We start from the raw sequence: 26,264 nt of genomic DNA on the forward strand, positions 1-26,264 counted from the left end.
TAAACAGACATATCGTGGGCTGGACTGCTGGCACTCATCATATACTTAAAAAATATTGAACAGCTCTCAACACTTAGTTCCGTCACTTGGCCGTTTTGCTAAACTGAAAGCTCCCTCATATCTTCCAGGCAGCCTTCAGTTTTTTTATGCCTTCTCTTATGTCGGATTCAGAAACCCCTGCAAACCCGAGCGAGACCGTTTTTGTAGGAGGATGATTTTGATAAGAAAGAGAAACAGGATAAATTTTTACTCCATGTTTTTTCGCCTTCTCAATTAACTCTTTTTCACCAAATGGCAAATAAACGTCAAGTAAGATACGAAGCCCAGAGTTTTCTCCGCGAATTCTGACATGCTCTCCTAATTCCCTTTGCACTGCCTCTAATACAATGGCTCTTTTTTTGCGGTAAAGTTTTCTCATTCTGTTGATGTGTTTTTGCCACTCTCCATTTTTTATAAATTCAGCTAGGGTTAGCTGACTGTGGCAGGACACTGTTTGCTTATATAAGGACGTGATTTCATGCCCCTTTTTTAAAAGAGGTGAAGGAAGAATCATATAGCTGATACGCAGCGAGGGCAATAGAGACTTAGAAAAAGTGCCCATATAAATGACACGGTTATGCTGATCAAGCCCTTGCAGAGAAGGAACCGGCTGTCCTGTGTACCTAAATTCGCCGTCATAATCATCCTCTATGATAAAGGATTGATTTTCGGCCGCCCATTTGAGCAGCTGAATTCTTCTGTTTATTGTCATTATGGTTCCCAGCGTAAATTGATGGGAAGGTGTGACATATACAAGGTTTGGCTGCTGTTCTTTGATCTTCTGTATACAGATTCCTTCCTCATCGACTGGTATCGGAACAATATTCATGCGATTGGCTTCAAAAATTTTGCGTGCTCTTGGATAACCAGGATCCTCATACCCTATAGAAATATTCGGCTCAAAAACTTGGCACAAGATTTGCAGCAGAATAGGGTTCCCAGCACCTATAATCACTTGTTCAGGGCCGCAATGAACACCCCGAGATTGATACAGGTACTCTGCAATGAGTGTTCTCAGCGCAAACTCTCCTAAAACATGTCCCGGCCGATAAAGCTCGTGTCCATATTGGTCTAAGCTATTGACCATGCTTTTTCGCCATGCGGAAAAAGGGAAGTAAGAAGAATCTACATTCCCATAATGAAAATCAATCCATTGTTTATTTTCTTCTGCTTCTTGTTGAATGGGTGTTGTGCTTGGCATTCTATCATAGGCAAAATCAGAATCATGATAATCAGCAAACCACCCGCTTCTTGGCTTGCTCACAATATAGCCCTCAGCAGCGAGCTGTTCATAGGCACGTTCTACAGTCGTTTGGCTGATGGAAAGCTGATTCGCCAGGAGTCTTTTTGAAGGAAGCTTCATTCCTTTTTGAATACGGCCCCGATGCATGTTTTCTTTAAAATATCGGTAAAGCTGCTGATAAAGCGGAATATCCAGATTTCTATTCAAAAAAGGCGTGATATCCATTTGCGTGTTGTTCTCCTAACTGGTATGCATTTTTTTATGAAAACTGGCTGTTTATAAAAGGCCAATTCCAGTTTATAGTCATTGTAATCCTTAGCTAATGGTTTTGTTAAGAAAATACAGACAATGAACAAGAAAGATATGTGGAGTGATTGTAATGAACAAACGAACAAATGGCTGGATAAATGGTTTTATAGGCGTACTCATTTTCAGCGGCTCGCTGCCTGCGACCCGTTTGGCTGTGTCGGACTTCGATCCGCTGTTCCTCACCGTATGCCGCGCTGCGATAGCTGGTGTACTGGCGGGAGGTCTCCTTCTCATCTTCCGGCAGCAGCATCCTGCCAAAAGAGACCTCATTTCATTATTAGTGGTAGCGTTTGGCGTAGTGATTGGTTTCCCGTTGCTGACAGCTTTAGCGCTTCAGCATGTCACATCCGCACACGCCATTGTCTTTATTGGACTTCTTCCGCTTGCAACGGCAGTCTTCGGCGTACTGCGCGGGGGTGAACGCCCTCGCCCCGTCTTCTGGATTTTCTCAACCGTTGGCAGCTTGTTAGTAGCAGGTTTTGCCCTCATTCAGGGGGGAGGTTCATCCCCGCTTGGCGACGCGTACATGCTGGCTTCTATTGTCGTATGCGGTCTCGGTTATGCAGAAGGGGCAAGGCTTTCACGGCGTCTGGGGAATTGGCAGGTAATCTCATGGGCACTCGTTCTGTCGCTTCCTCTTATGCTGCCATTGTCGTTCTTTTTTACGCCGGACTCATGGTCGGACATCGGCGTTCCCGCACTGCTCAGTCTTGCATATGTATCCTTATTCAGCATGCTGATCGGCTTTGTGTTCTGGTATCGCGGTCTTGCCCAAGGCGGAATTGCGGCGGTTGGGCAGCTCCAGCTTCTCCAGCCTTTTTTTGGGCTGCTGCTTGCCTCAGTGATTCTGCACGAGAAAGTGGGCTGGGCACTCGTAGCAGTGAATATCGCCGTTATCATGTGCGTTGCAGCAGCTCGGCGATTTGCAAAGTAAGGCAGACCTTTAAGCATAAACTTCAAAAATGCATGAAGGTATAAAAATACCAATGGCCAGCAACCCTTGGTATTTTGTATGCGATCGAGGAGACTTGAATCTCCCGCTTAGACAAATAAGTCACCTTCTTATTCCTAACATTCGCAACACCCATTTACCTGCCGCCATTATAAAATCCGCTCTAGTAAATCCCCCACTTTTTCTGCCATGACACGAGGCGGATAAGGCATCTCGTTTTTGTTTGCATTTATATCCCACTTTACATTCAAAACCTGAAGAAAAAGGGGCAAAACTTCTTAAGAATTCTTAAGTTTTCACGATACTATTCAAGATCGTTTCCTCTACTTAAACAGTTTTCAATATCATCCTATCTATTCCATGGTAATATTTAGATACATAAACTTATATATGAAGCTGACCTGAATTAATAGAGAGGAATGAAAGAATGAAGAAATGCAGAAAGATATGTTATTGCAATACGGTCCTGCTGCTTATGATTTTGCTTGCTGGATGTACGGACAGTAAGGATGAAGAAGCACAACAACCTTCAAATCAAGCTTCTGCTGTACAATCTGACGAAAAACACACTGAGACTGAAGACAGCACCAAAATACACAAGGATGAAGCGGAGCCAATAACAGAATCAGAAGAATCCGCAACAAAAGCTGCAAATGAGACCTCTTCAGCAGAAGAGAAAAGCAAAGAAGACAATGTATTTGCAGCATACTCTTCGGAAAAAATTGAATATGCCAGGGTTTGGCTTCAACTTGGACCTAATCAAGAGATAGATGAATTAAATGTTCGACATATTTCGGCTGGCGAGCCAATTAATCCTAATGATGATACAAGTGCCAGCTATCCAGAAGATGTAACCCAGTTAGCTGGTTCTCGTTTAGTGGATGGATCAGTCACTTATCATGGCAATGGGGATGGCACGATTCATGTATATAATGTGCCTTTACGCTGGGATTCCGCTGATGATGTAGAAAAAGGCGTCATGAGGGAAGTGACTGAGAATATCATAAAAAATAGAAAAACAGTGTATGTTGATACAGGTGACAATGAAAAAATCAAGCGGCTCATTGATATTATGATGATTCATTAATCAGTATTCGTTTGTCTGCACCTGACTAGTAAACAATGGTTAATAGGGAAATAAGATATATTAATATAAAAACAAAGTTTGAAGTGTAGTAACTTGCTGAAAAATCTTCCGGTTCTATTAGTTCTCCTAGGCATTCTAAATGTGATGAGCCATACCATTTAGCTATTTCATTGGATGGGTATGATTTCTAGGTGTTGCATTAATATTTTATAGCACTGTCTAGTGGCATACAATGTTAATCAAAAAAAGCATTTCAGCAGTAAGTGAATGTTGTCCTAAGAAAAAACAAGCATCTTACTATGCTTGTTTTTTCTTCTATAGAAAGTATCTTATTACGCTATGATGCTATTCCTTTAGCCTGAACCTTGGCGTGCCTAATCCTTTAATCCCTTTCCATCGAGAATTTTTTGCACATATTTTTCGACTCTCGATTCTCGGGTTTTGGATTGTTTGGCTTGAGAAAAATAAAGAGTGTATGCTCTTTGCCGTCCCGGGGTCAATGCTTCAAAAGCAGTTTTCAAGGCAGGGATTTCATCGAATTTATTTTGAAGTTCTTCAGGAATGTTCAATTCAATATTTTTGTTAACTTCCACTTTCAAACCGGCTTTTTCAACTTCAATGGCTTCGTGAATATAGGCTTTCAAAATGTTTTCTAGCTCATTTATTTCCTGAACATTTGTAAACCGAACCTGGCGCGCCGCCTGTACATTCTCCGTTTGTTGAATGAGAATTCCATCGGTATCCTGTAATAGGGCGCCTTTGTGGAACAGAAGCGCACAATATTCTTTAAACCCATGTATTAAAACAATATTTTTATTATGATATGTGTAACAAGGATGCATCCACTTAAAATCTTCAGTCAGCTCACAGTCAAGAATGATGGTTCTCAACTTCTCAAATTCTTCCTTCCACTTTTTCGCTTTACTTAAAAATTCATCAACCTTCGGATTCGTTCTGCTGTTTGTCATGAAGGAATTCCCCTCTTTCCAAGCTTTTTTAATTAAGGCTTAATGGTTCCTCATACATTTACGTGAATTGACAATAATGAAGTCCAGTTTTATTTTTGACATCTCGGTATTTATTTTATTCTTCTATAGGTTCCTTCTCTTATTATTCAATAGATTAAGCTTAAAGTGGGGATGATGCAACAACAAAAAATATCATGGGCTATATCCATGTCCATAACATAAAAAGAGAAGGCCCATAAGCCTTCTCTTCTTGTATAATTATTTCACTGACAATCTGAAAAAATAACAATTCGATTATTATATATCTTTTTTATTCTTGCCAATGCATAAGGTTACAGCAACACTAGCTATACTGACTAAAGTTCCTGCAATAGAAACTAGAAATGTCAAAAAGCCATTGGGAATAAGAAATCCAATTGGAATGAGCCCCAGAAAAGTAAAAACGATAAAACATTGGTATACACCAGATATTATTCTTACAACCAAATTGCCAAAAAAGGACATGACTAATGGAGGGATAAATAAAAATACAACGATTCCAATTGAGATCATCAAGATAATAGGTTCATCAAATGAGATGACATAATCTCCAGGCGACTCTTTAGCGGCCGCTAAAACAACAACGATAGACATCATTAGTGTGACAAAAACAAGAGAAAACCTTTTTAACAACGTTATGACTCCTTTACCTAAAGCGAGTAATCCTGCCTTTTTCAAATCCGATAACCATTTTATGTGATTCAATTAAAGAATATGCAGTGAGTGACACAGCTATGAGGAATTCTGGTCAAATCTTTATAATAGATTTAATGGAGCAACTATAGTTCGTTAGAATATTAGACGATAAAATAACTTTATCTAACAATATAACAAATTAATGTAAATTAAACAATCCTACCCTTTATCGGCCCTAGACCATACCACCACTGGAATGAGTAATAAGGACATAATCCCTCCAGTAAATGATAATGCTAGGTAACTTGAACCTGCCACAATCATTCCAGATAATGCCCCGCCAGCAGCTCCTGACAACGCAATCAGAACATCCACCGTCCCCTGCGTTTTAGCTCGCGTGGCAGTATCAGTTGAATCTACAATAAGGGCAGTCCCGCTTATCAAACCAAAATTCCACCCTAATCCGAGTAAAGAAAGAGCAATGACGAGAAGAACCATAGAATCTCCCGGTGCAAATGCTCCTATTACACCTGCCAAAAGCAACGTTGTTCCAGAGGAAATAGCCATTGCGGTACGTCCCAACCTATCTACAAGAACACCTGTAACCAGTGAAGGGAGATACATAGCACCTATATGAAAACCAATAACAAGACCGACTGCACCCAAGTCATGCCCATGATGTCTCATATGAATCGGTGTCATTGTCATAATAGCTACCATTACGATTTGGGTAAGAACCATAACCGTTGCCCCAACGATTATCCCTTTTTTGTTTTCTGTATGCTCAGTTGCCGCCAAATGTCCTTTATCACCAGGCTCTTCATTTGCCGCTTCTATTGTTCTTGCTATAACTAATGGATCTGGACGAAGCATAATGAAAAGGACCACACCTGCTAAAATATATGCTGCGGCGGCTAAAATGAAAGGGCCAGCAAGTGATGGAACTCCAATAGAAAGAGCGAAATCCCCCATCACATTCACTAAGCTTGGACCTGCCACTGCGCCAAATGTAGTAAAAACCATTGTAATACTAACAGCAGTCGCTCGCTGTTTATGATTTGCTAAGTCTGTACCTGCATAACGGGCCTGTAAATTAGTGGCTGTACCTGCACCGTAAATAAGCAATGAAATAAATAACAAGAAAATACTATTTATGATTGCTGCCATAATAACGCCTATTGCTCCAAGTCCGCCAATCATAAAGCCAGCTGAAAGACCTGTTCGACGGCCATAACGTTGAGAAAGTCTTCCTACAATTAATGCAGATCCTGCTGACCCTAAAGTAAATAAAGCAGAAGGCAAACCAGCAAACGCATCAGTGCCAAGCATTTGCTGTGCAATAAGCGCACCGACAGTCACTCCTGCCGCCAGCCCCGCACCGCCAAAAATTTGTGAGATACTCACAACGAACAATGTACGCTTGTATAACGATTTTTGTTTTTCTGGTGAACTGATGTAGCTTTTTAATAAAGCTGTTTGAACGTCTGTTGTATTTAACATACTCTGACCTGCCTTTCGTAAAGCCTAATGATATAAACCTCCATCTAGATGTGGATCATCATAACACACAAAAAAAGCCATACAATTTCATAATTGTATGGCAAACAATATTAGGTAAGATCGTCTAGCAAACGTCTCAGGATCATTACTCCTTGCTCAAGCTCTTCAAGTGTTTTTGGTGCACAGACAGAAACCCTTACAGCCCTTTCTGGACAACTATTTCCTACAACAAAGCGTTCAGCCGCATACACTTGCACGCCATGTCGAGCAGCCAACTCTTCAAATTGAGCGCCAGTCATTTTACCCGGTAACATCAACCAACGAAAAATGCCTGTTTCAACACCTAAACATGTATATCCCGCAAAATATCGGTTTACGATTTGATTTCTGCGAATGGTTTGTTCACGATGACTCTCAATTAAGACTTCAAATTGATTTGATACAATCGTGCGTGCAGTAAGTTCAGCTAATAGCGGGGAAACGGTTATATTTAAATTATAAAGTGCCTTTGAAATCGCCTCCTTAAATTGACTCGGCGCCGCTACATAGGCTAGCCGAAGCCCAGGCGCTAACGATTTTGATAAACTTGCAATATGAATAACCTGTTGCGGTGCGAATGAGGCGAGTGCCGGAAGCGGATTTTTGTTGAGAAGATGGTACGATGCATCCTCAATAACAAATAGATTATATTTCTTTGCAATATCTGCAACCATTCTTCGATTCTCAACAGACATAAAGGAAGCTGTCGGATTATGATAATCCGGAATCAAATAAACGCCCTTAATATTTTCATTTTTACACACGTATTCAAGTGACTGCGGACTCATTTCATCGTTCTCTGATTTTATCGGTACGATTTGCACACTAAGCAATGATGCAACAGTTTTTAATCCAGGGTACGTATGATGGTCAACACCGATGCGGTCTCCAGGCTTACAAAGGCTCGCCAAAGTCGCAGCAATCGCATTTTGTCCCCCATTTGCAAATAAAATGTGATCAACAGTTGTTTCAAACCCGCCTCTTTGGATGAGCTTTACAGCTGCATCTTTTTGCCAAAGGCTTTCACCTGCCCGGCCATAGCTAAACCATTTTTCATAATCCTCCTCATGAACCATGTTTTTTAGTTGGTGTAACAAGGGCTCGTATGAAGCGTGATCCGGAAGTGTTGCTCCCATTTCAATTAAATGTTTCGGCTTTGTATCCTCAAGTAAATACGAATTCGATAACGCATCATACGATACAAATGTGCCGCTCCCTACAGTCGCACTTAACAATCCCTTTAACTCACACACTTTAAATGCTTTTGAAATCGTACTCACATTTAAATCTAAATAATCGGCCAATTCTCGCTGTGGAGGAAGTTTTGTTCCAGGTAATAAAACTCCGTTTATAATATCCTGTTCCAATTGCCCTGCAAGTGCTTTATAAATAGGCTTTTCAGCTTTATCAATCGATGGCTTCCAGCTCATCGGATAGTTTTCAAAAGAATTGATAGGCATGATACGCATCCTTTTTCACTCAATTATATGAATGTGCTGCTTATAAGACAATTATAACTTTCTTTTATTGATGCCTTTTTATGAACAGCATGCTTTAATAAAACCTGTACAAATACAAGTGAATCACTTACTTTATTTCATATAAGTCATCCTGCAAAACTGTGCACAGAATGTCGGATAAATACATTTCACTCCTGTTATTCTTTTGGTTAAAGGAGGCCAAATAAATGGATTTGCTTAAAAGTATGAATAGGGCGTTAACGTATATTGAAGAAAACCTCACTAATGATATTGATTTTAAAGAGGCAGCAAAGCTTGCTTTCTGCTCTGAATATCATTTTAAAAGGATGTTTTCCTTCCTTGCAGGTATTTCATTATCGGAATATATTCGTCGCAGACGTCTTACTCTTGCAGCTTTTGAACTGAAAGACAGCAATGTAAAAGTGATTGATATTGCAATAAAGTACGGTTATAACTCACCAGATTCTTTTGCAAGGGCATTCCAAAATTTACATGGCATAAACCCATCAAAAGCCAGACTTAATGGCCATTCCCTTAAAGCTTATCCACGAATGACCTTCCAGCTAACAATTAAAGGAGGAAATGAAATGAACTACCGTATTGAAGAAAAAGAGGCATTTCGCATCGTTGGCATTAAAAAAAGAGTTCCTATTATTTTCAATGGGATTAATCCGGAAATTGCATCTATGTGGGAAAGTTTAGATGAAAAAGCAATAAATAAACTAAAAGAGCTTTCTAATGTAGCACCATCAGGACTCATTAGTGCATCCACGAATTTTTCTGAAGGTCGGACAGAGGAAAACGGAGAGCTCGATCACTATATTGGCGCAGCCACAACGAAACAGTGTCCAGATAACTTCTCGCGGCTTGAAGTTCCTGCCTCAACATGGGCTGTATTCGAATCAATCGGACCATTTCCGGATACACTGCAAGAAGTATGGGGACGCATTTATTCCGAATGGTTTCCATCGTCAAATTATGAACAAATAGAAGGCCCAGAAATACTGTGGAACGAGCATAAGGATGTAACATCACCATCTTTTAAAAGTGAAATTTGGATACCAATTACAAAAAAGTAATACGTTTTTCGATCAGAGAAGAAGAATTGAAGGTTCTTGAAGAAATCATACCAAGGGTGTCAAAACCCTTGGTATTTTTGATACTGCCGAGAGGGCTCAAACTCCACCAGTATCTTTCATTGCCGGACCGTTCATGTAAGCAAAAAAGCCTTTATATATCCCTATTTGCATGATTCCTAATCTTTAATAAAGATTTTTCACTCTGCATAGAAGGCTCTTTATGTAAAGCCAATATTAAAGTTATCCCTATAATACAAATAGCACCAATCCATTGAAAAGAACCAAATGGCGCTTTTAACCAAACGACAGTTGTTACAACAGCGGATAGAGGTTCTAAACTGCCTAATAGGCTTGTTTCTTTGGGAGAAAGGCTTTCCAAGCTTTTTATGAAGAACCAGAACGCAATCATTGTTCCAAATAATATCACAAATAAAATATATGCATACGCCTCAGCAGTTAATCGTTGAAAATCCAGTTGCCATGGCGGATGGATAAAGCTCAATGCAAAACCGCCAATAATCATAGCCCAACCTACAACGACAAGAGAATCAAATTTATTTAATAAACCAACGGCATATAAAGTATAAAAAGCTGCCGCGAATCCTGATAAAACTCCCCATACTACTGCAGCTGCCGGCACTGAAAGTTGAGATATTGAACCATTTGTTAACAAAAAAAAGCAACCCACTAAAGCAAGTACAACAGTAATGATATCTTGTTTGGTAAGAACCGTTTGTTTTCGCAAAAGCGTGTAGATAATGACGATTACTGGGGATAAATATTGCAATAACGTAGCAACGGCAGCATTCCCATGTTGAATGGATGCCATATATGTGTACTGCACAGCTAGCATTCCCAATAGGCCAAAAATAAGAAGCTGGCCAGCCGACGCTTTGTTTTTCCAAACCTCAATAACCTGAGACCGATCCTTTCTGAACAATTGCAGCATTAAAAGCAACATTCCAGCCGTAAGCAAGCGTGTCGTTACAAGCCAATTGACATCAATTTGATATTCTTGAAAAAGTTTTTTGGCTACTGTGCCTCCAATTCCCCAACATGTCGCCCCTGTTATAACATAGACCAATCCCATTCCTCTTTTGGAAGTATCCATACATGACTCCTCACTAATAAATATAATAATAGTGTTATGATAAATGCATAACCTCATAAAAAATACTCAAATCGAATGAAAAAATATAAATATATTGAGGTGAGAATGTCTGAATGAAGAATTTCGTGATCGATCAAAATTTAAAAGAATTAACAGAGCACCGAACGGTAGAATTACCGGTTGCCTGTTACGAGACAAGGATCAATCAAAATATAAATGGCTATATTCCGCTTCATTGGCATGATGAAATCCAATTTGTTTTGATACTAAAAGGGATAGCTCTCTTTCAAATAAATGAAGAAAAAATAGAGGTTCACGAAGGGGATGGATTGTTTATCAATAGTGGCTGCCTGCACATGGCCGAAGAAAAGGAAGGCTCGGATTGTACGTATATTTGCTTGAATGTGTCACCCCATTTCGTTTTATCTCAGGAACTGTATTCAAGCTATGTTCAGCCCTATATGTTTTCAACCAATTTGCCCTATTTATTTTTGGATGGAAATCAACAGTGGGCAAAAAATATTCTAGATGCTGTTAAAAAAATAAATCTATTGATTCAACAAAAGACATCGCTCTATGAGATTGACATTACGATGCAATTAACGTTAATGTGGAAAAACCTGGTCATTAATGGTTTTCAATTAGAGTACGATCAATCTGAAATGATAAAAAGTCATCGAATGAAACAAATGTTAAACTGGATCCATCTCCATTATGCTGAAAAAATCACATTAGAGGACATTGCAAAAGCTGGCCAACTGAGCCGTTCTGAGTGCTGCCGTTATTTTAAACGAATGCTGAATAAGACGCCATTACGTTATGTAATGGATTATAGAATTCAAAAAAGCTTATTATTACTGCAACACCCTGAATCCAATGTGACAGAAGTGTCTTATCAAGTTGGATTTAACAGTACCAGTTATTTCATAAGTAAATTTCAACAAGCGATGAATATGACGCCATTATCATACAAAAAAATTCATATGAGACATAGTCATTAAAGAGAAAGAAAAAGAAGTGAATTCATAACAAAAAGAAAAGCAAACTATTTTTATATAGTTTGCTTTTCAATTAACCTTGTTCTTTCCCCTTACTTCTTTTTGTTCTGGTCTTCATTTATTATCTCTCCTTTCTTTATTTTTCTTCTCACCTCAATACCCATTTTTAGGTTGTCAATTTCCCTGATAATAAACATAATGCCAATCTCGGTAGCAAAATGTTCAATGTCAGCAAACCTTTTTCTGTCCGCAAGATAAGTGAAAATGCATCATTAAGTAAGTGGGCTGTTATCCATATCAATTTGAGAACTATCCTCAATCATGTGTTTTAAAATATTTTTAGCTGACATTTCACGAATATCGTTCCTTCTTATCTACTCAAATCATTTCTGTGATGTCATTGAGCTCAGTCATGAATTACAAAGGAAATTGAATAACTCATTTTCAATGAAAAACTGATCTATGTTAATTAGTCGAGGTTTCAGGATATACACGGATCAATTGACCTTTCCCCTATTGTTTTGATGTTGTTTTTGCTCGATCTGTTTTTTTAAAAAAGTTATTGACATCAAAAATTCGATCATGTTATTATTAAAAGTTTGATATTCCACCTCCATATATGGTAATCTTAAGAAGGTTACCATATATGGAGGTGGATGATATGTTTCAAATTGGCGATAACATTGTTTATCCAATGCACGGAGCAGGTATAATTGAAGCCATAGAAGAAAAAGAATTCTTAGAGGAAAAACAACAGTATTATGTCATAAGAATGTCAATCAGTAATATGACAGTTATGATTCCAACGCGTAAAATATTGAGTTCGAATATACGACCAGTTACCGATATACTTGCATTAAAACACATTATGCACATTTTTCAGCATGGAGAATCAGATAGGTTACTGCCATGGAAGCAAAGGTATAAAATAAACACGGACAAAATAAAAACGGGTGAAATACAAGAAGGCGCTGAAGTTGTACGTGATTTAATGCGTATGAAGAAAGAAAAAGCACTTAATGCAAGCGAAAAAAAAATGCTGGATAATGCATATGAATTTTTGATTAGTGAACTGGAAGTAATTAAAGGAATCACTGAAAATCAAATAAAAAGTTTCGGTTAGATAGTGTATTGCATCCCGAAAAATATTTCGGAATATTATGATAAAAAACAAATCTTCTCCAACTTATTTTTAGAATATTAACGACCTCTTTTGTTATTCCTACATTCTAATCCATTTTTATTATTTACATTTCTTCTGCGAAGATTGAAGTTTTACCAAAAAACTCAATAAAATAGTCACTTGTTTTTAGTATCCTGATTCACACTGGCACGGACAAGGAGCCGTAAGGATGGAAGAGAGGTAGGGCTTTCATTGTTTTAGGTATCTCTAAGTGATTATTTCCAGGAGAAAAAACAATCGATCTCCTCATTATTTTTAAGAATTTCTTATATCCACTGCCACATTGAATAATAATTGTTTATCTTCTTTTCATAAAAGAGATATGCGAGTTGGTAACATCCAAATGAAACCATTTTTATAATTTATCTAATCTTACTTAAATTAACGAGCAGGTTAGTGAAAAAACAAAGAGTTATATTTGAACAAAACATTAAATAATTTATATACATTCCGCATATTGTCAATCCAGTATGTTATACTGTAAACAAACCTTTGAAGTTTTAAATCTTTTTCTATTACCTTGTAGCATCTCCCTACTCGAACGTTGAGTAGGGTTTTTTATTGAGTATGATATAGACATAAAAAAACAGGCCCTATATAAAGAGCCTGTTTGTATAAACGATTGAAGATTAAGCTTTTTGAACGTTAGCAGCTTGAGCTCCACGAGCACCTTGCTCAACGTCAAACGATACTTTTTGACCTTCGTCTAAAGATTTGAATCCGTCACTTTGGATTGCAGAAAAGTGTACGAATACATCGTCTCCATTTTCGCGTTCGATAAAGCCAAAACCTTTTTCTGCATTAAACCATTTAACTGTACCTTGTTCCATTTTTGTTGCCTCCTAGTGTGTAACCACACAGTATATACTATCCTTGCCCAAAGTATCATCAAGACGAAAAGTCAATATTCATACTATCCTTTACACCGAACAAAAATAATTCTTCTTTATTATATCAGGAATCGGAAATAACTGCAAATTATATTTCCGATTTATTCATGGCATTATCTGTTAAACATGTGTATATCAGCGCAGAGTAAGAGGCCTATTAAAAACTTTGGTTTGAAAACACCGTGAAAAATGAATCACGAGTGTCTTTCTTTGCTTAATAGTACTTCATTAATGAAAAGCTCAGCTGTTTCTTGTTCAAGAGCAAGATAATCTTTTAAAAGCAGGGCTTTTCACTTGTAAAACTTTGTTTCTGCAGACGTTTCCAAACAGTCACTCATGGATATCCCCATTACTTCATTCCTTTTTTCTTCAAACAATCAATGTTCAAGGTCTAAATAAATCGATCCCCATGGGGGAGCATTGAGAGAGTTTGACCCGATAAAGTGCTGGGTATAATCTTCATACGCCTTTTGTATCCCGGCTGACTCTGCTAATAAATGATGTAATTGAACTGGAAATCAGTTTATCATTTCCAATAATTTTACAGATGAATGGGAAGAATACTTATCATATATGGTGTGTATAACGTTGGGCCTTCAAAGGCTATAAAACGTTTTCTACACTTAGAAGATCACCAGGGAAGGGGAAACTTTTGAATATGAAAGAACAAAACCTAAGGACTTTGAGAAAACTGGTTACACCTTATGAAAAATCCGATTTACACAAAAGTATTTGTCAAATAATTAACACATTGGTGCCATTTTTCCTGTTATGGTGTTTGGCATATAAGAGCTTGTCGATTTCTTATTTCCTTACATTAGCGATTTCTGTAGTTGCGGCAGGTTTTTTAGTGAGAACCTTCATCATCTTTCATGATTGCTGCCACTATTCCTTTTTTAAGAACAGAAAGGCGAATCGAATCCTTGGAACATTAACAGGAATTCTGACTCTGCATCCTTTTGATCATTGGGCACACGATCATTCTGTCCATCATGCGACAAGCAGCAATCTGGACAAACGCGGTACAGGCGATATTTGGGTACTGACGGTTGAGGAATATAAGGAGGCCTCAACGAAGACAAAAATAATGTACCGATTGTACAGAAATCCGTTTGTTATGTTTATTATTGGGCCGATTTACGTTTTCGGGATTGCCAATCGTTTTAATCGAAAAGGAGCAAAACGCAAAGAACGGATGAATACGTATGTAACGAACCTGGGGATCGTCGCTTTGGCAGCACTTTTATGTTGGGCTATTGGCTGGCAAAACTTCCTGCTGGTTCAGGTGCCGATTTTTATGATATCGGGCTCTCTCGGAATTTGGATGTTTTATATTCAGCATACGTTTGAGGATTCTTATTTTGAAGAAGATGAGCATTGGGAATATGTAAAAGCAGCAGTTGAAGGAAGCTCTTTTTATAAACTTCCAAAAGTCATGCAGTGGCTAACAGGCAATATCGGTTTTCATCATGTTCATCATTTAAGCCCGAGAGTCCCAAACTATAAGCTTGAAAAAGTGCATAACAACACTGAACCATTGCAAAACGTTCCGACCATTACACTGGCAACAAGCCTTAAATCATTAAAGTTCCGCCTATGGGATGAAGAAGGCAAAAAATTTGTTGGTTTTAGCCACTTAAAAAAAGCTTCTAAAAGCCAAGTATCGGCGCGGCTAACAACGGATTAAAATAAACTCCCCATAATCGCAGAAAGTGCAGACTCGCGCAACGATGTTGTGCAGAAGTCAGCACTTTTTTAGTGGACTCCACAATGCGGTACATTTGTTGCCGTATTTTCCGCAAAAAAATAACACCAAAGATGGTTAAGCCCTTGGTATTATTGGGGTGCGGCCGAGAGAACTTGAACCTTTACGGTTTATTCACCCCACTGGGCCCTCAACATAGTAAATCCATATCATTGGTTATGAAAGCTTTTTTTCATTGCACTTTCTAACTCCACTTTACATCATTTCTATAAGTTTGTATGAATTATGGTTAATAATTGGTGAGCAAAAACCCACTTCCTCACTTCTCCAAATCTCATTATAAAATGATTTCATATTCGTTCCCTCTCCTAAAACAATTACAACTACAGAGACACTATCTTTCTCGGTTATTGAATTCACATAAAATCTTTTTTATATCGAACAGCTAGATAGATTGCTGAAGCGAAGAATGCAATAGAATACTTAAATAAGAAGAAAACTTGCCACATATATTCTTTTGGGAAAAGCAAGTCGCAAAAAATTAGTGCACATAATGTACAGAGGCTACCTTTTAAAGCGATTTGGTTTGTTCTTTCGTCAGTCTTACCCATTTTTTTAGTAAATACGAATGTCAGTATCAATCCGACTACAAGCAATACAAACCCACTGCCAATAAGAATATTCCAATTTCCCGGAGAATGTTCAGCCCAGGACTTTAAAGGGGAAAAAATTGCGTTGGTGATCGTATCTGTGATCGAATTCATTTTCATTTTTGATCATTTCCTTTCTCATAAGTAAAAATCTCGTTTACATCCACATTAAAAAATTCGGCAATTCGAAAAGCTAACAGCAGAGTCGGAACATAATTTCCTTTCTCCATTACAAAGATGGTTTGTTTGGAAACCCCGACTTTCTTTGCTAATTCTTGCTGAGACAATCTGGCAAGTACACGATATTCATAAACCTTATTTGAGATCGAATCACCAAAATCTTTCTTCATGACCATCACCTCTTGAACTAAATTATAAACTCACCTTATAAAAAAGTAAAGTAAACTTATATAAATATACAAAATACTTTTATATTAACCTAGATTACTATGATTTAACATGAACCAGAATGCAGAAAGAACATGATTAAAAAAGCTGACGAAAATTCGTCAGCCTAATCTTTGATATTCTAGTTTTTCTCATATTCCATTTTGATTTAATTTAATTACAATTAACTTAGGAGGTTACATTGCTAATGAAACCACGGATTACAGTAATCACTTTAGGCGTAGATAACTTAGAAAATTCATTGCGCTTTTATCGAGATGGTCTGGGTCTGCCTACACAAGGAATAGTGGTACAGAATTTGAACATGGTGTAGTAGCCTTTTTTGACTTACAAACAGGACTAAAACTTGCCAAAGTTACCTTCAACCTCGCTACTCACTTCCGGAAGACTTTAATCCATCTTCCCATTCAAAAGCCCATCCAATTAAAAAAAACTGACGAGAAAGTCTCGCCGGCTAATTCTTCAGAATATTTTAAATCCTCTTTCCATAAATGATATACCGCTTTGGTGCATTACCGATATATGAAAATGGGTAACAAGTTGTTAGAATTAGCTCCTCTTTGTTATGCTGCAGCGTAATAATAGACGTATCTTTTTGGTCTACAATTTTTGTTTTGTCTATTTCATATGAAAAGCTCCCATATGGCAGCAGAACCTTTAATTGATCACCTTTTTTTAGTTCCCCTGTCCGGCGGAATACGGTAAGTATATCCCGATGACCTTATAGAACAATTTGTCCGTTTTCATCTGGATAATAACTGCCTTTGTAGTGGCCGACTCCTTTTTCCAAATCATCCGCATCCGTTCCCTCTACAGTCCGAAGCTCTGCGTCTATTTTTGGAATCTCGAGGACACCAAGAAATTACGGACAAGAAACTGCAGCCCTTTGAGAGGATTTATTTTATTGTAAATGAACAATTTGGGAACTGTAGATTTAGGAACTGTTAAGATACGCCCTGTAACTTTCTTTCCGAGTATCTACACTAAAAGCAACCATCAGTCATCAAGGGCGTTAGTCATTCAACATATAAACCTATAAAAAAAGAAAGCTCCTTTCCTTGAAATTAAGGATAAAGCCTTCTAACCTTATTATATTATTTCAGCTAAGATTTAACTTCTTTATTCCTATCAATAAAGGTTACTACAACGCTAACTATGCTGATTAAAGTTCCTGCAATAGAAACAACCATGGTCAAAAAGCCATCGGGAATAAAAAATCCTATTGGAATGAGCCCCAGAAAGGTTAGAGCAATAAAACATTGGTATACACCAGATACGATTCTTACAACCCAATTACCAAAAAAGGACATGACTAACGGAGGAATGAATAAAAATACCACTATCCCCATTGATATCATTAAGATTCGAGGCTGTTCAAATGAAATGACATTATCTCCAGGAGAATTTTTAGCAGCCACTAGCATAACAACTATAGACATAATTAGTGTGAGTAAAACCAGAAAAAATCTTTTTACCATCGTTTTAACTCCTTTTTATAATTACTTTAAAACCGGATTATCCGTCTTTTTCTATAACCATTTTATGTTCTCAATCAAAGTATATGCAGTCAAATTACAGCTAAAGTAATATTTATTACTACTTATCAAGACATAACATACACAGACTATACCGAATAATTAGCTGCTTTTCAGTTTAACTAATGCAAAAAGTATTCCTCATCTTACTATTGTTAAGATTACACTAAATTTGTAAGGTATCTTAATTCATTTAACATAAATGATTTAGATAATGATATTAAATTTACTAATAAATAGATTAAAGGGGCGAGTTTAGTTAGTTAGCCAATTTTTGGGCTGACACAAATCGCCTGTACTTTTCATGGGTAAGCATTAATTGGTCATGAGTTCCTTTACCAGTAATCACTCCTTGGTCTAAGAAAATGATTTGATCTGCTTTTTTAATTGTTGCTAATCTGTGAGCTATTATTACTGTAGTTCTATTTTTCATTAATTCTTCTAGTGAATTCTGTATTTTTCTCTCACTCTCACTGTCCAAACTTGCTGTTGCCTCATCCAATAATAGAATATCAGGATCTTTAATAAAGTTTCTTGCAATATCAATTCGTTGACGCTGACCTCCTGACAACTTCACTCCTTTTTCGCCAATTATTGTGCTATAACCTTTATCTAACAACATAACAAATTCATGGCAATTAGACAATTTAGAATACTTAATAATTTCATCTTCACTAATTTCTCTTTTGATTCCATAAGTAATATTATCTTTTACGGTGCCATTTATCATTGCGTTGGTTTGCATTACATATCCAATTTTATTCCGCCAATCTGATAAGTTAAATTCGTTAATCGGTATTCCTTCAAGTGATATGCTCCCATTACTTGGGGGTAATTCATACAAACGTGCAATTAAATTGAAAATAGTACTTTTACCAGAACCAGACGGCCCTACAAAAGCAGTAACCTTTCTACTTGGGATATCAAAAGTTATTTCATTCAAAATCGGTTTATCATCATATTTGAAACTCACTTCTGAAAATTTCAAATTTTGATTGCTGAAATCAATATCTAAAGCATTCTTATTGGACTCTAGCTCTTCTTTGTGCTCAAGTAGAATTTCACTTAATCTTTGGCTAGCTCCTATCGCACGCTGATAGTCTGTAAGTAACGTTGAAAAATTAGTCAAAGGGCCTGATAATTGTATAACATAGAAAATCATAGCTACTAGGGTGCCAGCAGATATTACACCCGTTGAGACTCTTATACCGCCAAATCCCAGAATAATTCCTATAGTCAGTAAAAGGATGAGGCTAGTTAAAGGTTGTATAATTGAAATGATCTTAGACTCTTTTAACCCTAATTTATATATTTCAAAAAGGTTGTTATAAGCATTTTTCAATTCTTGATTTTCTGTATTAGATATCTTTACAAGACGTATTTCTGTTAAGACACGTCCTAATAAACCACTAAAGCTTGCGACTTCGGATTGTGCTTTTTTTGAGATTTTCCTTACCATTCCGCCTAAAGGGATAATTATTGCTAAAAATATAGGCACTATAATAAGAGTTATAAGAGTCATTTGCCAATCCATTCTTAATAAAATGATAACAGAGCCTAAAATAGTGATTATAGCAGGTATTATATTGGGTAATTTTTGAGATACAAAAGCGTTGATAACATTGGTGTCGTCTGTGATACGACTCATTATTGAACCACTCTCATTATTATCAAAGAAAGAGGTTTTTAATTTGATTATATGTTCCCATAGCATAAAACGAATTGCCATAATCATCTTTTCACCAATTTTACTGAGAAAATATAACCCAATACCACTCAAGATCGCGTTAATTAAAAACATACATAAAAAAATTACTATAAATCTCCAATCAAAGGTGTTCTCAGAAAATTTATCAACAACCTTACCTGTAAATAGAGGTATAAACAAACCACTAATGCTGCCTATAGATGAAATAGAAATAGCAAACAAAATTAATAATAATGGAAGTTTTATTTTACATAATAAAAAGAATAAGGGGTTTTTAGGTCTCATAATAATCTCCTTTTTTACTTCGGATATCCATATTCAAAAAAATATTAGAAAAGTTTCTACCTACACTCTTAATTGAGGGAGATAAATAATTAAGAGTTAGACTCAAATACTTTTTTGATGTTCATCACAGGGAGCCACATATAATTAGTATTATTTATAATACCTTGTATTACGAGCAACAATCCTAATGAACCGGAAAATATATCATTTGATAAACGATATCCAAAGTCTCCAGGAGTATATATTTCGACCTTTCCTTTAAAGAGGTGTAGATCTAAAGTTTTCAAATTATCAGTATTTATACCCCGGTTATAATATTTATCAATTGCATTACTAGCAGCGATTATCCCAGCAGTACCTCGAAATAACCCACAATTGTAAAAACACTTTGATTTTACGATTTTGTAAATCCCTTCTAATTCCTCTCTCCATAAATCGTCCTTTAAAAGTAAACTCAATTCAATTAATGCGAACCCAACACCAGCACTTCCACCATCTAAATAAGGAACTACTCTTGATATATCTTCTAATTGATAAGCTCCGTAATCATCAAATTTACCAGTGATCAAGTCTTTTTCAATAGATCTTTTCGATAAAATAAGCCATTTAGGATTTTTAGTTCTTTTATATAAACAAGAATAAAAGAGTGAAACACCTGACCACCCATTGATAAGACCACGAGGAATTATATCTATATCATAAGGAACGATTGAAACATTTTTTTCTAATAATTCCTCTAGCCGGTTTGCAATTTCTATAGATTTGTTAAGATATTTGATAGAGTCTTTTTCATATGAAAGGCCTAAAAAAGCTAAACCGATTCCAGATAGTCCAGATGATAATGTTATATCACTGTTATTTTTAAAATGATTAATGCTATCAAAAAGATGTTTTGCTTTGTCAAAATAACCTGATTCCCATAAACTAGTGGCTATTCCAGCCTTGCCAGTCAAAAGTCCATTTTCCATCTTCAATAAATCGTCTAAAGATTGATTACCTACCCATTCGTTTAATTTTTCATTTTGAATATTTGTTCTATTAAAGGCTAATACAGCTCCAAAACCGCCAGTTAAGATATTAAATAATCCATTGTTTAATTCATACTGTCTAATATCTCCTGAGATTACCCTTTCATCAACAAACATATTTTTTATTATATTATTTTGAAGTGATATCTTCATTTCATTTAGTGTCATTTCTTTAATATGTTTATATTTATATTCATAATTCAGTAAATCCTTAGCTGGATTTGCCTGAACTCGTGAACATATATTTTGTATTTTATTAATTATTTTTATAGCTTCGGAGCCAAAATAATTTTCAATATATCTATCATGTATCTCTAAAATTTTTGAAGAAATATCTTGAACTGGACCAATAGGCAAAAATAAATATCTCGATATTCTTAGTAATGCAAACCAATCCGCTTGTTTTCTAGTCAAATTAGGCCCGCCAGTAAAACCAAATGTTTTTAAACCTGATGGTACACTATCATTAATAAAACTAGCAGTTTCAAAGTCTATCAATCGTATATTTTCTTCAGGTGTAATAATAATATTTGAGGGCTGTAAATCTCCTATCCCTATTCCGTGATTATGAATTTCAGTTAGAGCATCTATTAATTGATCCAAAATATTTAATGCTGATTTTAGATATTGATATTCCTTATTTGGTTCATTCGTATAAAAAGGATATTTTGTTGCAAGCCAAGTTCTAAGTGATGTGCCTTCAATATATTCTTCAATAATAAAATGATGTTCCCAAGCCTTAAAAAAATTATATATTTTTACGGGATAGTGCGTCCCTTCAAGTTTTTCCAAAATTATCGCTTCATTTTTTATTCTTGTAAAGGCATCAATTCCAAGACTGTCTAATCCGATATTTGGTCTTCCTTCCTTAAGGATAACTTTTTTGTCTAGTTTATCTAGGGCTAAGTAGACTCCCCCTCCATTACTATAATGAATTGCATGGATAACCTCTATATCATCTAATGGAGTAGGTTCAGCTAACTCGTTTTCTAATTTATTATCCATCTCTCTTATTGGAGCAGGTTCAGTGATAAATTCGGGTATAGAATAATGAGGACTTCTTGAGTCTTCAACTAAGTCACCAGAAGGATTTTGAATAGCATATACCTTTTTATTATCTTCATAAAAATACATGCCAATAAATGCACCATATCTAAAGTAAACATTACTGTCGTACCATCTTTTGTCTGTTAAAATATAAGGACCTTTAGGAAGAGTGTCTAGCTGCCTGCTTAATATTTTCAACAAATTTAGAAATACTTCTTCATTTGACGGGAAAATCGTAATAAACTTACCTGCAGAAGATCTGTCGCTATACTTTGAATTTTTAATACTTAGTTCCCATAAACTTTTAACATATTTAAAAGAGACTTTATAAGCGAACAATATATTGGATACAATTTCTAATGTTTTTTCTGCAGAATCTATTGTAGTACTTATATGAATTTTCCAACCTTGCATTGGAAGTTCATAATCTTTATTCATGATATGAATCCAATGATTTTCTTTTATAGTTTCATAGTTATTAGGTATATTAGAAATATACAAAGCCGACTCCCTATTAGGGATATCCGGCTTTGTGTAAAAAGAATTGTTTGTCGAACTAAGATAATTTAAATATCGCAAATCCATATTTACAACCCTTTCAATTGATTAGTTAGTTGCAAAAAGCTGCACTCACTGCGCTGACAGGAAGAGGGGTAGCACAAAAAGCTATACTATAAAAAGATAGTGATTGGCCTTCTACGGTACCTGTCGCCCCTGCATTATACGCTGAACCACTCTCCAAGCTCTGCAATTTCAGGATATTACTGATTTGCTTTCCTCTTGACATTTCATCCAACTCCTCTTATATTTTTTAGATAGTTTATTGTATTTACTTTTTGGGTAATACAAAGAAAAGAGAGGATGATCCCCTCTCTTTTCTTTAAGTAGGGTTGTCCAAAATCATTAGTTACCACAGAAATACAAACTAACTGTACTGATCTTATCGCAGCCTAAGCTTACTGATGATCTGCCTTTTAATAGAGTAACCTCTTTATCAAGTGCTTTATGCTGAAGTGATAATAATTTTTTCATTTGTTTTACCTCCTCTTTAGTCTAAACAGCAGTAATCTTAGTTACCACAGAAATACAAACTTACTGTACTGATCTTATCGCAGCCTAAGCTTACTGATGATTTGCCTTTTAATAGAGTAACTTCTTTATCAAGTGCTTTGTGCTGAAGTGATAATAGCTTTTTCATTTATTTCACCTCCTTTAGTCTAAACAGTAAGTAATCTTAGTTACCACAGAAATACAAACTTACTGTACTGATCTTATCGCAGCCTAAGCTTACTGATGATCTGCCTTTTAATAGAGTAACCTCTTTATCAAGTGCTTTATGCTGAAGTGATAATAGCTTTTTCATTTATTTCACCTCCTTTAGTCTAAACAGTGAGTAATCTTAGTTAGCACAGAAATACAAACTTACTGTACTGATCTTATCGCAGCCTAAGCTTACTGATGACTTGCCTTTTAATAGAGTAACCTCTTTATCAAGTGCTTTGTGCTGAAGTGATAATAGCTTTTTCATTTATTTCACCTCCTTTAGTATAAACAGAGGGTAACCTTTAGTTACCGCAGAAATACAAACTTACTGTACTGATCTTATCGCAGCCTAAGCTTACTGATGATCTGCCTTTTAATAGAGTAACCTCTTTATCAAGTGCTTTGTGCTGAAGTGATAATAGCTTTTTCATTTGTTTCACCTCCTTTAATGAACTTGTCTATTTCAAAGAGATTCAGATTATTGTTTTTAGGTAACGGTAACCAACTACTCCATTTATCACTATCTATATCAGAAAGAGCAAGTAGTAATCCGCTGTTTCCTGTTTGTAAGTCTAAAGATAGTCGGTAACCATACTCTCCTGGACTTAAAATTCCTTCGTGTTTCTTATACAGGAGATAATTCCCGAGTGCTTTAATGGTATATTCTAATGAGCCTGTATTTACCCCTGCACATTTCATTGCATTCGCAAGAATAATCATTCCTCCCACACCTCGAAAGATGCCACTTGCAAATGTGCTATATAAGTCTGTAACATTAGTTAGTTTTTTGAATAGTTCAGTATTACTTTCTGTCATAAAATCAGGAAGATTTTTATTGAATTCCAGCATAATTAATGCAATCCCAGCTGCACCTTCACCAAGATATGGTATCAACCTTTTATAGCCCAATGAATATTCTTTTATTTGTGCTAATTCTAATTTAGAATCAATTTCAATGTTTTTGCTTATTTCTTTATTGAAAATTTCGCTAGCCAGCTTTATTAAGTCATTGTCATTTGTCGCCTTGCCTAACATTAGAATATACAAGCTGATTCCAGACCAGCCATTTAACAAGCCATACGGCATTGCATAAGGATCCCTTACAGTGATGGAGCAGTCTTCTTTATAGGCATCTATTATTCTATTTCCTATTTTTATAGAGCGATCTAGAAAGTCTTTTTTCTGAGTAATGCTATAAAACGCCAGGTAGTTTAATCCAATTCCCGATAATCCAGAAAACAGTGTTAAATCTGAATCTTCAGTATCTGGAAAAGGCATTGTCTCTAACAGTTTAATTGCTTCTTCTTTATATCCAATATCGTATAAAACGGACAATATGCCTGAGATACCATTAAATAAACCGAGCGGGAAATTTTTATATGTTTCCGTGTCTAAATTCAATATTGTCTCCAATACATGATCAACCCATTGATAAACTGAATCGGATAGAGTCCCTGTTCTATCCAAGGCCATTATTCCCCCAAATCCTCCATTAGCGATTGATAGACTGCCCATTTTTTCAATGAATTGCCTGATATCTCCGGATATTAAACTTTCTGACTTAGGTTTTAAATGACTCATAATTCCAGCTCGCAAACCTTCAGTTATTTCATTAACATTCTTGTAGTTTATTTTCATTGGTGGAATTGTTAAAGTAGCAGCTTTACTTAATTTCTTGATGGTTGGTAATGTCTTCTCTTGAATTTCTTGAATTTTATTTAAAACTTCATCCCCAAAATTCTCTCCAATCCATTTATCTTGATTTATTTCAATATCAATTGACAGATCAGATAAATTTTCTATCGGTAAAAATAAAAACCTGCAAATTCTAAGTAATGCATACCAATCTGCTTGCTCAAAAGTTTCTGCTTGATCCGTAACGTAACCAGGAGTCATTAAGGCGGGGGTGTATTTGCTTTCGGGAGTTACAGCAGTTTCTAGGTCTATTAATTTGATTGAGTAATCCTCTAATACCAATACATTATTTGGCTGTAAGTCTCCGAGTGCAATCTTACTTCTATGAAGATCTTTTAAAGCATCAATCAACTGATCTATCACATGCATCATGCGTTCCATATAAATATCTTTATCTTCTTTATATGAAAACGGAAAGTTTTGAGATACATATTCCATAAGAGAAATTCCTGATACATGTTCTTCAATCAAATAGTTATTTTCCCAAATCTCAAAGTAATCGTAAAAATCAACTATGTAAGGCTTCTCACTTAATTGCTTTATTGTTTCAGCCTCTTTATAAATTCGTTTAAAACCATCTAGTTTCAACCGATCCAAACCTGAACCAAGTCTTCCTTCTTTCATAACAAACGTTTTCCCGTTTTTTTCAACTTTATATACTCCACCACCATTGCTAAAATGCAGTGCAGAAATAACATTGTATGAATCAAACTTCGATGTGTCTTCTTTATCAAGTTCTGCATCAACTTTTTTAGTCATGATTTGTATTTCAACAGGTTCTTCAACAAAGTCAGGAACTTCATAATATGGAGCACGGACATCTGGAATTAATGTGCCATCAGGTCGCTGAATTGCTGGAACATTTTGTCCATCTTTATTCACATACATAGATACAAATGCTCCATAACGAAAGAAGACATTTGAATACTTCCAGCGTTTATCATTCAATATATAAGGACCTTTTTTTAAAGCTTTAGTCAGATTATCTAAATCTGAAAGTAATGTTAGAAAAGTCTTGTTATCATAAGGATAGATTGTAATGAATTTACCCGAAGATGCTCTGTCTCCGTTTTTAGAGTTTTTGAATAATAATTGCCTTTCATTAGGAACAAATTTAAAGGATATTTCATTTTCTATGAGATATGGAAGGACAATATCTAAAGTCTTTTGTGCCTCATCAATATCTGTAGTGATATGTATTTTCCATCCTTGTTTGGGCATCTTTTTCTTTGTGTTAATACAATAACTCCAATTAATATCCGTGTTTTGTTGCCACTCTTCAGAATTTAAGCTAGGGATACGATAATTGTTTACTATTTTATTCGGTGTTACCAATTCATAAAATAAATTGCCTGGGCTCAAAAACTCAACATATCTTAAATCCAT

General features: G+C 36.0%; 25 protein-coding genes and 2 pseudogenes. 7 read left to right on the forward strand and 20 right to left on the reverse strand.

Going from position 1 to position 26,264, the window contains the following annotated elements; all coding sequences use genetic code 11:
- Nucleotides 1-115: 115 nt before the first annotated feature.
- Nucleotides 116-1,507 (reverse strand): MocR-like pyridoxine biosynthesis transcription factor PdxR, encoded by a 1,392-nt coding sequence (gene pdxR, locus ACQVGT_RS17895; protein WP_015382854.1) that lies wholly within the window; start codon nt 1,505-1,507, stop codon nt 116-118.
- 154 nt (nt 1,508-1,661) lie between these two features.
- Between pdxR and ACQVGT_RS17900 the strand changes: the two genes are divergently transcribed.
- On the forward strand, nt 1,662-2,525 hold the full coding sequence (locus ACQVGT_RS17900; protein ID WP_015382853.1) for a DMT family transporter: 864 nt from the start codon (nt 1,662-1,664) through the stop codon (nt 2,523-2,525).
- Nucleotides 2,526-2,970: 445 nt separating this feature from the next.
- The gene (locus ACQVGT_RS17905; protein WP_015482846.1) at nt 2,971-3,630 is read left to right on the forward strand and encodes a YdeJ family lipoprotein; all 660 of its coding nucleotides are present in this window, start codon (nt 2,971-2,973) and stop codon (nt 3,628-3,630) included.
- Nucleotides 3,631-4,004: 374 nt separating this feature from the next.
- Here the strand turns inward: ACQVGT_RS17905 and ACQVGT_RS17910 are convergent, their stop codons facing one another.
- The 4 genes from ACQVGT_RS17910 to ACQVGT_RS17925 form a co-directional block, all read right to left on the reverse strand.
- Entirely contained in the window at nt 4,005-4,598 is a 594-nt protein-coding gene (locus tag ACQVGT_RS17910) for a YdeI/OmpD-associated family protein (RefSeq protein WP_015382851.1), read from the reverse strand.
- A gap of 297 nt (nt 4,599-4,895) precedes the next feature.
- Nucleotides 4,896-5,270, reverse strand: a complete 375-nt coding sequence (locus tag ACQVGT_RS17915; protein WP_015482845.1) for a YdeH family membrane protein — start codon at nt 5,268-5,270, stop codon at nt 4,896-4,898.
- 222 nt (nt 5,271-5,492) lie between these two features.
- Nucleotides 5,493-6,773 (reverse strand): MFS transporter, encoded by a 1,281-nt coding sequence (locus ACQVGT_RS17920; RefSeq protein ID WP_015482844.1) that lies wholly within the window; start codon nt 6,771-6,773, stop codon nt 5,493-5,495.
- A gap of 110 nt (nt 6,774-6,883) precedes the next feature.
- A complete protein-coding gene (locus ACQVGT_RS17925; protein ID WP_015482843.1) occupies nt 6,884-8,272 on the reverse strand; it encodes an aminotransferase-like domain-containing protein in 1,389 nt (462 codons plus the stop codon).
- A gap of 227 nt (nt 8,273-8,499) precedes the next feature.
- Here ACQVGT_RS17925 and ACQVGT_RS17930 point away from each other — a divergent pair, with 227 nt between their 5' ends.
- On the forward strand, nt 8,500-9,372 hold the full coding sequence (locus ACQVGT_RS17930; protein WP_015382849.1) for an AraC family transcriptional regulator: 873 nt from the start codon (nt 8,500-8,502) through the stop codon (nt 9,370-9,372).
- A 151-nt stretch (nt 9,373-9,523) separates the two neighbouring features.
- Here ACQVGT_RS17930 and ACQVGT_RS17935 read toward each other — a convergent pair whose 3' ends face one another.
- Nucleotides 9,524-10,483 (reverse strand): DMT family transporter, encoded by a 960-nt coding sequence (locus ACQVGT_RS17935; RefSeq protein WP_015482842.1) that lies wholly within the window; start codon nt 10,481-10,483, stop codon nt 9,524-9,526.
- A gap of 113 nt (nt 10,484-10,596) precedes the next feature.
- Here ACQVGT_RS17935 and ACQVGT_RS17940 point away from each other — a divergent pair, with 113 nt between their 5' ends.
- Together ACQVGT_RS17940 and ACQVGT_RS17945 are read left to right on the forward strand one after the other, a co-directional pair.
- Nucleotides 10,597-11,484, forward strand: a complete 888-nt coding sequence (locus tag ACQVGT_RS17940) for an AraC family transcriptional regulator (RefSeq protein WP_015382847.1) — start codon at nt 10,597-10,599, stop codon at nt 11,482-11,484.
- A 658-nt stretch (nt 11,485-12,142) separates the two neighbouring features.
- Complete coding sequence (locus ACQVGT_RS17945) at nt 12,143-12,604, forward strand: CarD family transcriptional regulator (protein WP_029317377.1); 462 nt, start codon at nt 12,143-12,145, stop codon at nt 12,602-12,604.
- Between the two features lie 689 nt (nt 12,605-13,293).
- Here ACQVGT_RS17945 and cspC read toward each other — a convergent pair.
- Both cspC and ACQVGT_RS17955 read right to left on the reverse strand, forming a co-directional pair.
- Nucleotides 13,294-13,494, reverse strand: a complete 201-nt coding sequence (gene cspC / locus ACQVGT_RS17950) for a cold shock protein CspC (RefSeq protein ID WP_003234247.1) — start codon at nt 13,492-13,494, stop codon at nt 13,294-13,296.
- Between the two features lie 437 nt (nt 13,495-13,931).
- Entirely contained in the window at nt 13,932-14,030 is a 99-nt protein-coding gene (locus ACQVGT_RS17955) for a molecular chaperone TorD family protein (protein WP_144052048.1), read from the reverse strand.
- Between the two features lie 182 nt (nt 14,031-14,212).
- On the opposite strand from ACQVGT_RS17955, the gene desA reads away from it, so the two are divergent.
- Nucleotides 14,213-15,241, forward strand: a complete 1,029-nt coding sequence (desA, locus tag ACQVGT_RS17960; RefSeq protein WP_015482841.1) for a Delta(5) desaturase DesA — start codon at nt 14,213-14,215, stop codon at nt 15,239-15,241.
- A gap of 434 nt (nt 15,242-15,675) precedes the next feature.
- Here desA and ACQVGT_RS17965 read toward each other — a convergent pair whose 3' ends face one another.
- A complete protein-coding gene (locus tag ACQVGT_RS17965) occupies nt 15,676-16,029 on the reverse strand; it encodes a hypothetical protein (RefSeq protein ID WP_015482840.1) in 354 nt (117 codons plus the stop codon).
- Nucleotides 16,026-16,259 carry a helix-turn-helix transcriptional regulator gene (locus tag ACQVGT_RS17970; RefSeq protein WP_003240464.1) on the reverse strand — a complete coding sequence of 78 codons (234 nt, stop codon included), beginning with the start codon at nt 16,257-16,259 and terminating at the stop codon, nt 16,026-16,028. Before ACQVGT_RS17970 ends, ACQVGT_RS17965 begins: the two co-directional genes overlap by 4 nt.
- A gap of 245 nt (nt 16,260-16,504) precedes the next feature.
- Between ACQVGT_RS17970 and ACQVGT_RS17975 the strand changes: the two are divergent.
- A pseudogene (locus ACQVGT_RS17975) lies at nt 16,505-16,668 on the forward strand (VOC family protein); the annotation flags it as partial.
- A gap of 121 nt (nt 16,669-16,789) precedes the next feature.
- Here the strand turns inward: ACQVGT_RS17975 and srtD are convergent.
- The 10 genes and pseudogenes from srtD to lanKC (ACQVGT_RS18025) all read right to left on the reverse strand — a co-directional run.
- Nucleotides 16,790-17,173: pseudogene (gene srtD, locus ACQVGT_RS17980) on the reverse strand (class D sortase, LPxTATN-specific); the annotation flags it as partial.
- A gap of 247 nt (nt 17,174-17,420) precedes the next feature.
- Nucleotides 17,421-17,795 (reverse strand): YdeH family membrane protein, encoded by a 375-nt coding sequence (locus ACQVGT_RS17985; protein ID WP_015482837.1) that lies wholly within the window; start codon nt 17,793-17,795, stop codon nt 17,421-17,423.
- A 316-nt stretch (nt 17,796-18,111) separates the two neighbouring features.
- Entirely contained in the window at nt 18,112-19,845 is a 1,734-nt protein-coding gene (locus tag ACQVGT_RS17990) for an ABC transporter ATP-binding protein (RefSeq protein ID WP_015482836.1), read from the reverse strand.
- 89 nt (nt 19,846-19,934) lie between these two features.
- Entirely contained in the window at nt 19,935-22,505 is a 2,571-nt protein-coding gene (lanKC, locus tag ACQVGT_RS17995) for a class III lanthionine synthetase LanKC (RefSeq protein ID WP_015382842.1), read from the reverse strand.
- Nucleotides 22,506-22,823: 318 nt separating this feature from the next.
- Nucleotides 22,824-22,952, reverse strand: coding sequence for a class III lanthipeptide (locus ACQVGT_RS18000; RefSeq protein ID WP_187290710.1), 129 nt, complete (start codon nt 22,950-22,952; stop codon nt 22,824-22,826).
- A gap of 37 nt (nt 22,953-22,989) precedes the next feature.
- A complete protein-coding gene (locus tag ACQVGT_RS18005; protein WP_187290712.1) occupies nt 22,990-23,118 on the reverse strand; it encodes a class III lanthipeptide in 129 nt (42 codons plus the stop codon).
- Between the two features lie 36 nt (nt 23,119-23,154).
- Nucleotides 23,155-23,283 (reverse strand): class III lanthipeptide, encoded by a 129-nt coding sequence (locus ACQVGT_RS18010; RefSeq protein WP_187290710.1) that lies wholly within the window; start codon nt 23,281-23,283, stop codon nt 23,155-23,157.
- Between the two features lie 36 nt (nt 23,284-23,319).
- On the reverse strand, nt 23,320-23,448 hold the full coding sequence (locus ACQVGT_RS18015) for a class III lanthipeptide (protein WP_187290711.1): 129 nt from the start codon (nt 23,446-23,448) through the stop codon (nt 23,320-23,322).
- Nucleotides 23,449-23,485: 37 nt separating this feature from the next.
- Nucleotides 23,486-23,614 (reverse strand): class III lanthipeptide, encoded by a 129-nt coding sequence (locus ACQVGT_RS18020; protein ID WP_187290710.1) that lies wholly within the window; start codon nt 23,612-23,614, stop codon nt 23,486-23,488.
- Complete coding sequence (gene lanKC / locus ACQVGT_RS18025; protein WP_015482834.1) at nt 23,577-26,264, reverse strand: class III lanthionine synthetase LanKC; 2,688 nt, start codon at nt 26,262-26,264, stop codon at nt 23,577-23,579. Before lanKC (ACQVGT_RS18025) ends, ACQVGT_RS18020 begins: the two co-directional genes overlap by 38 nt.

It is taken from the genome of Bacillus sp. SCT118, from assembly GCF_058566435.1.

Coding starts and splice junctions, on each gene's coding strand:
- pdxR (WP_015382854.1), bottom strand. CDS start 1,507: ATGGATATCACGCCTTTTTTGAATAGAAATCTGGATATTCCGCTTTAT.
- ACQVGT_RS17900 (WP_015382853.1), top strand. CDS start 1,662: ATGAACAAACGAACAAATGGCTGGATAAATGGTTTTATAGGCGTACTC.
- ACQVGT_RS17905 (WP_015482846.1), top strand. CDS start 2,971: ATGAAGAAATGCAGAAAGATATGTTATTGCAATACGGTCCTGCTGCTT.
- ACQVGT_RS17910 (WP_015382851.1), bottom strand. CDS start 4,598: ATGACAAACAGCAGAACGAATCCGAAGGTTGATGAATTTTTAAGTAAA.
- ACQVGT_RS17920 (WP_015482844.1), bottom strand. CDS start 6,773: ATGTTAAATACAACAGACGTTCAAACAGCTTTATTAAAAAGCTACATC.
- ACQVGT_RS17925 (WP_015482843.1), bottom strand. CDS start 8,272: ATGCCTATCAATTCTTTTGAAAACTATCCGATGAGCTGGAAGCCATCG.
- ACQVGT_RS17930 (WP_015382849.1), top strand. CDS start 8,500: ATGGATTTGCTTAAAAGTATGAATAGGGCGTTAACGTATATTGAAGAA.
- ACQVGT_RS17935 (WP_015482842.1), bottom strand. CDS start 10,483: ATGGATACTTCCAAAAGAGGAATGGGATTGGTCTATGTTATAACAGGG.
- ACQVGT_RS17940 (WP_015382847.1), top strand. CDS start 10,597: ATGAAGAATTTCGTGATCGATCAAAATTTAAAAGAATTAACAGAGCAC.
- ACQVGT_RS17945 (WP_029317377.1), top strand. CDS start 12,143: ATGTTTCAAATTGGCGATAACATTGTTTATCCAATGCACGGAGCAGGT.
- cspC (WP_003234247.1), bottom strand. CDS start 13,494: ATGGAACAAGGTACAGTTAAATGGTTTAATGCAGAAAAAGGTTTTGGC.
- desA (WP_015482841.1), top strand. CDS start 14,213: ATGAAAGAACAAAACCTAAGGACTTTGAGAAAACTGGTTACACCTTAT.
- ACQVGT_RS17965 (WP_015482840.1), bottom strand. CDS start 16,029: ATGAAAATGAATTCGATCACAGATACGATCACCAACGCAATTTTTTCC.
- ACQVGT_RS17970 (WP_003240464.1), bottom strand. CDS start 16,259: ATGAAGAAAGATTTTGGTGATTCGATCTCAAATAAGGTTTATGAATAT.
- ACQVGT_RS17985 (WP_015482837.1), bottom strand. CDS start 17,795: ATGGTAAAAAGATTTTTTCTGGTTTTACTCACACTAATTATGTCTATA.
- ACQVGT_RS17990 (WP_015482836.1), bottom strand. CDS start 19,845: ATGAGACCTAAAAACCCCTTATTCTTTTTATTATGTAAAATAAAACTT.
- lanKC (WP_015382842.1), bottom strand. CDS start 22,505: ATGGATTTGCGATATTTAAATTATCTTAGTTCGACAAACAATTCTTTT.
- ACQVGT_RS18000 (WP_187290710.1), bottom strand. CDS start 22,952: ATGAAAAAATTATTATCACTTCAGCATAAAGCACTTGATAAAGAGGTT.
- ACQVGT_RS18005 (WP_187290712.1), bottom strand. CDS start 23,118: ATGAAAAAGCTATTATCACTTCAGCACAAAGCACTTGATAAAGAAGTT.
- ACQVGT_RS18010 (WP_187290710.1), bottom strand. CDS start 23,283: ATGAAAAAGCTATTATCACTTCAGCATAAAGCACTTGATAAAGAGGTT.
- ACQVGT_RS18015 (WP_187290711.1), bottom strand. CDS start 23,448: ATGAAAAAGCTATTATCACTTCAGCACAAAGCACTTGATAAAGAGGTT.
- ACQVGT_RS18020 (WP_187290710.1), bottom strand. CDS start 23,614: ATGAAAAAGCTATTATCACTTCAGCACAAAGCACTTGATAAAGAGGTT.
- lanKC (WP_015482834.1), bottom strand. CDS start 26,264: ATGGATTTAAGATATGTTGAGTTTTTGAGCCCAGGCAATTTATTTTAT.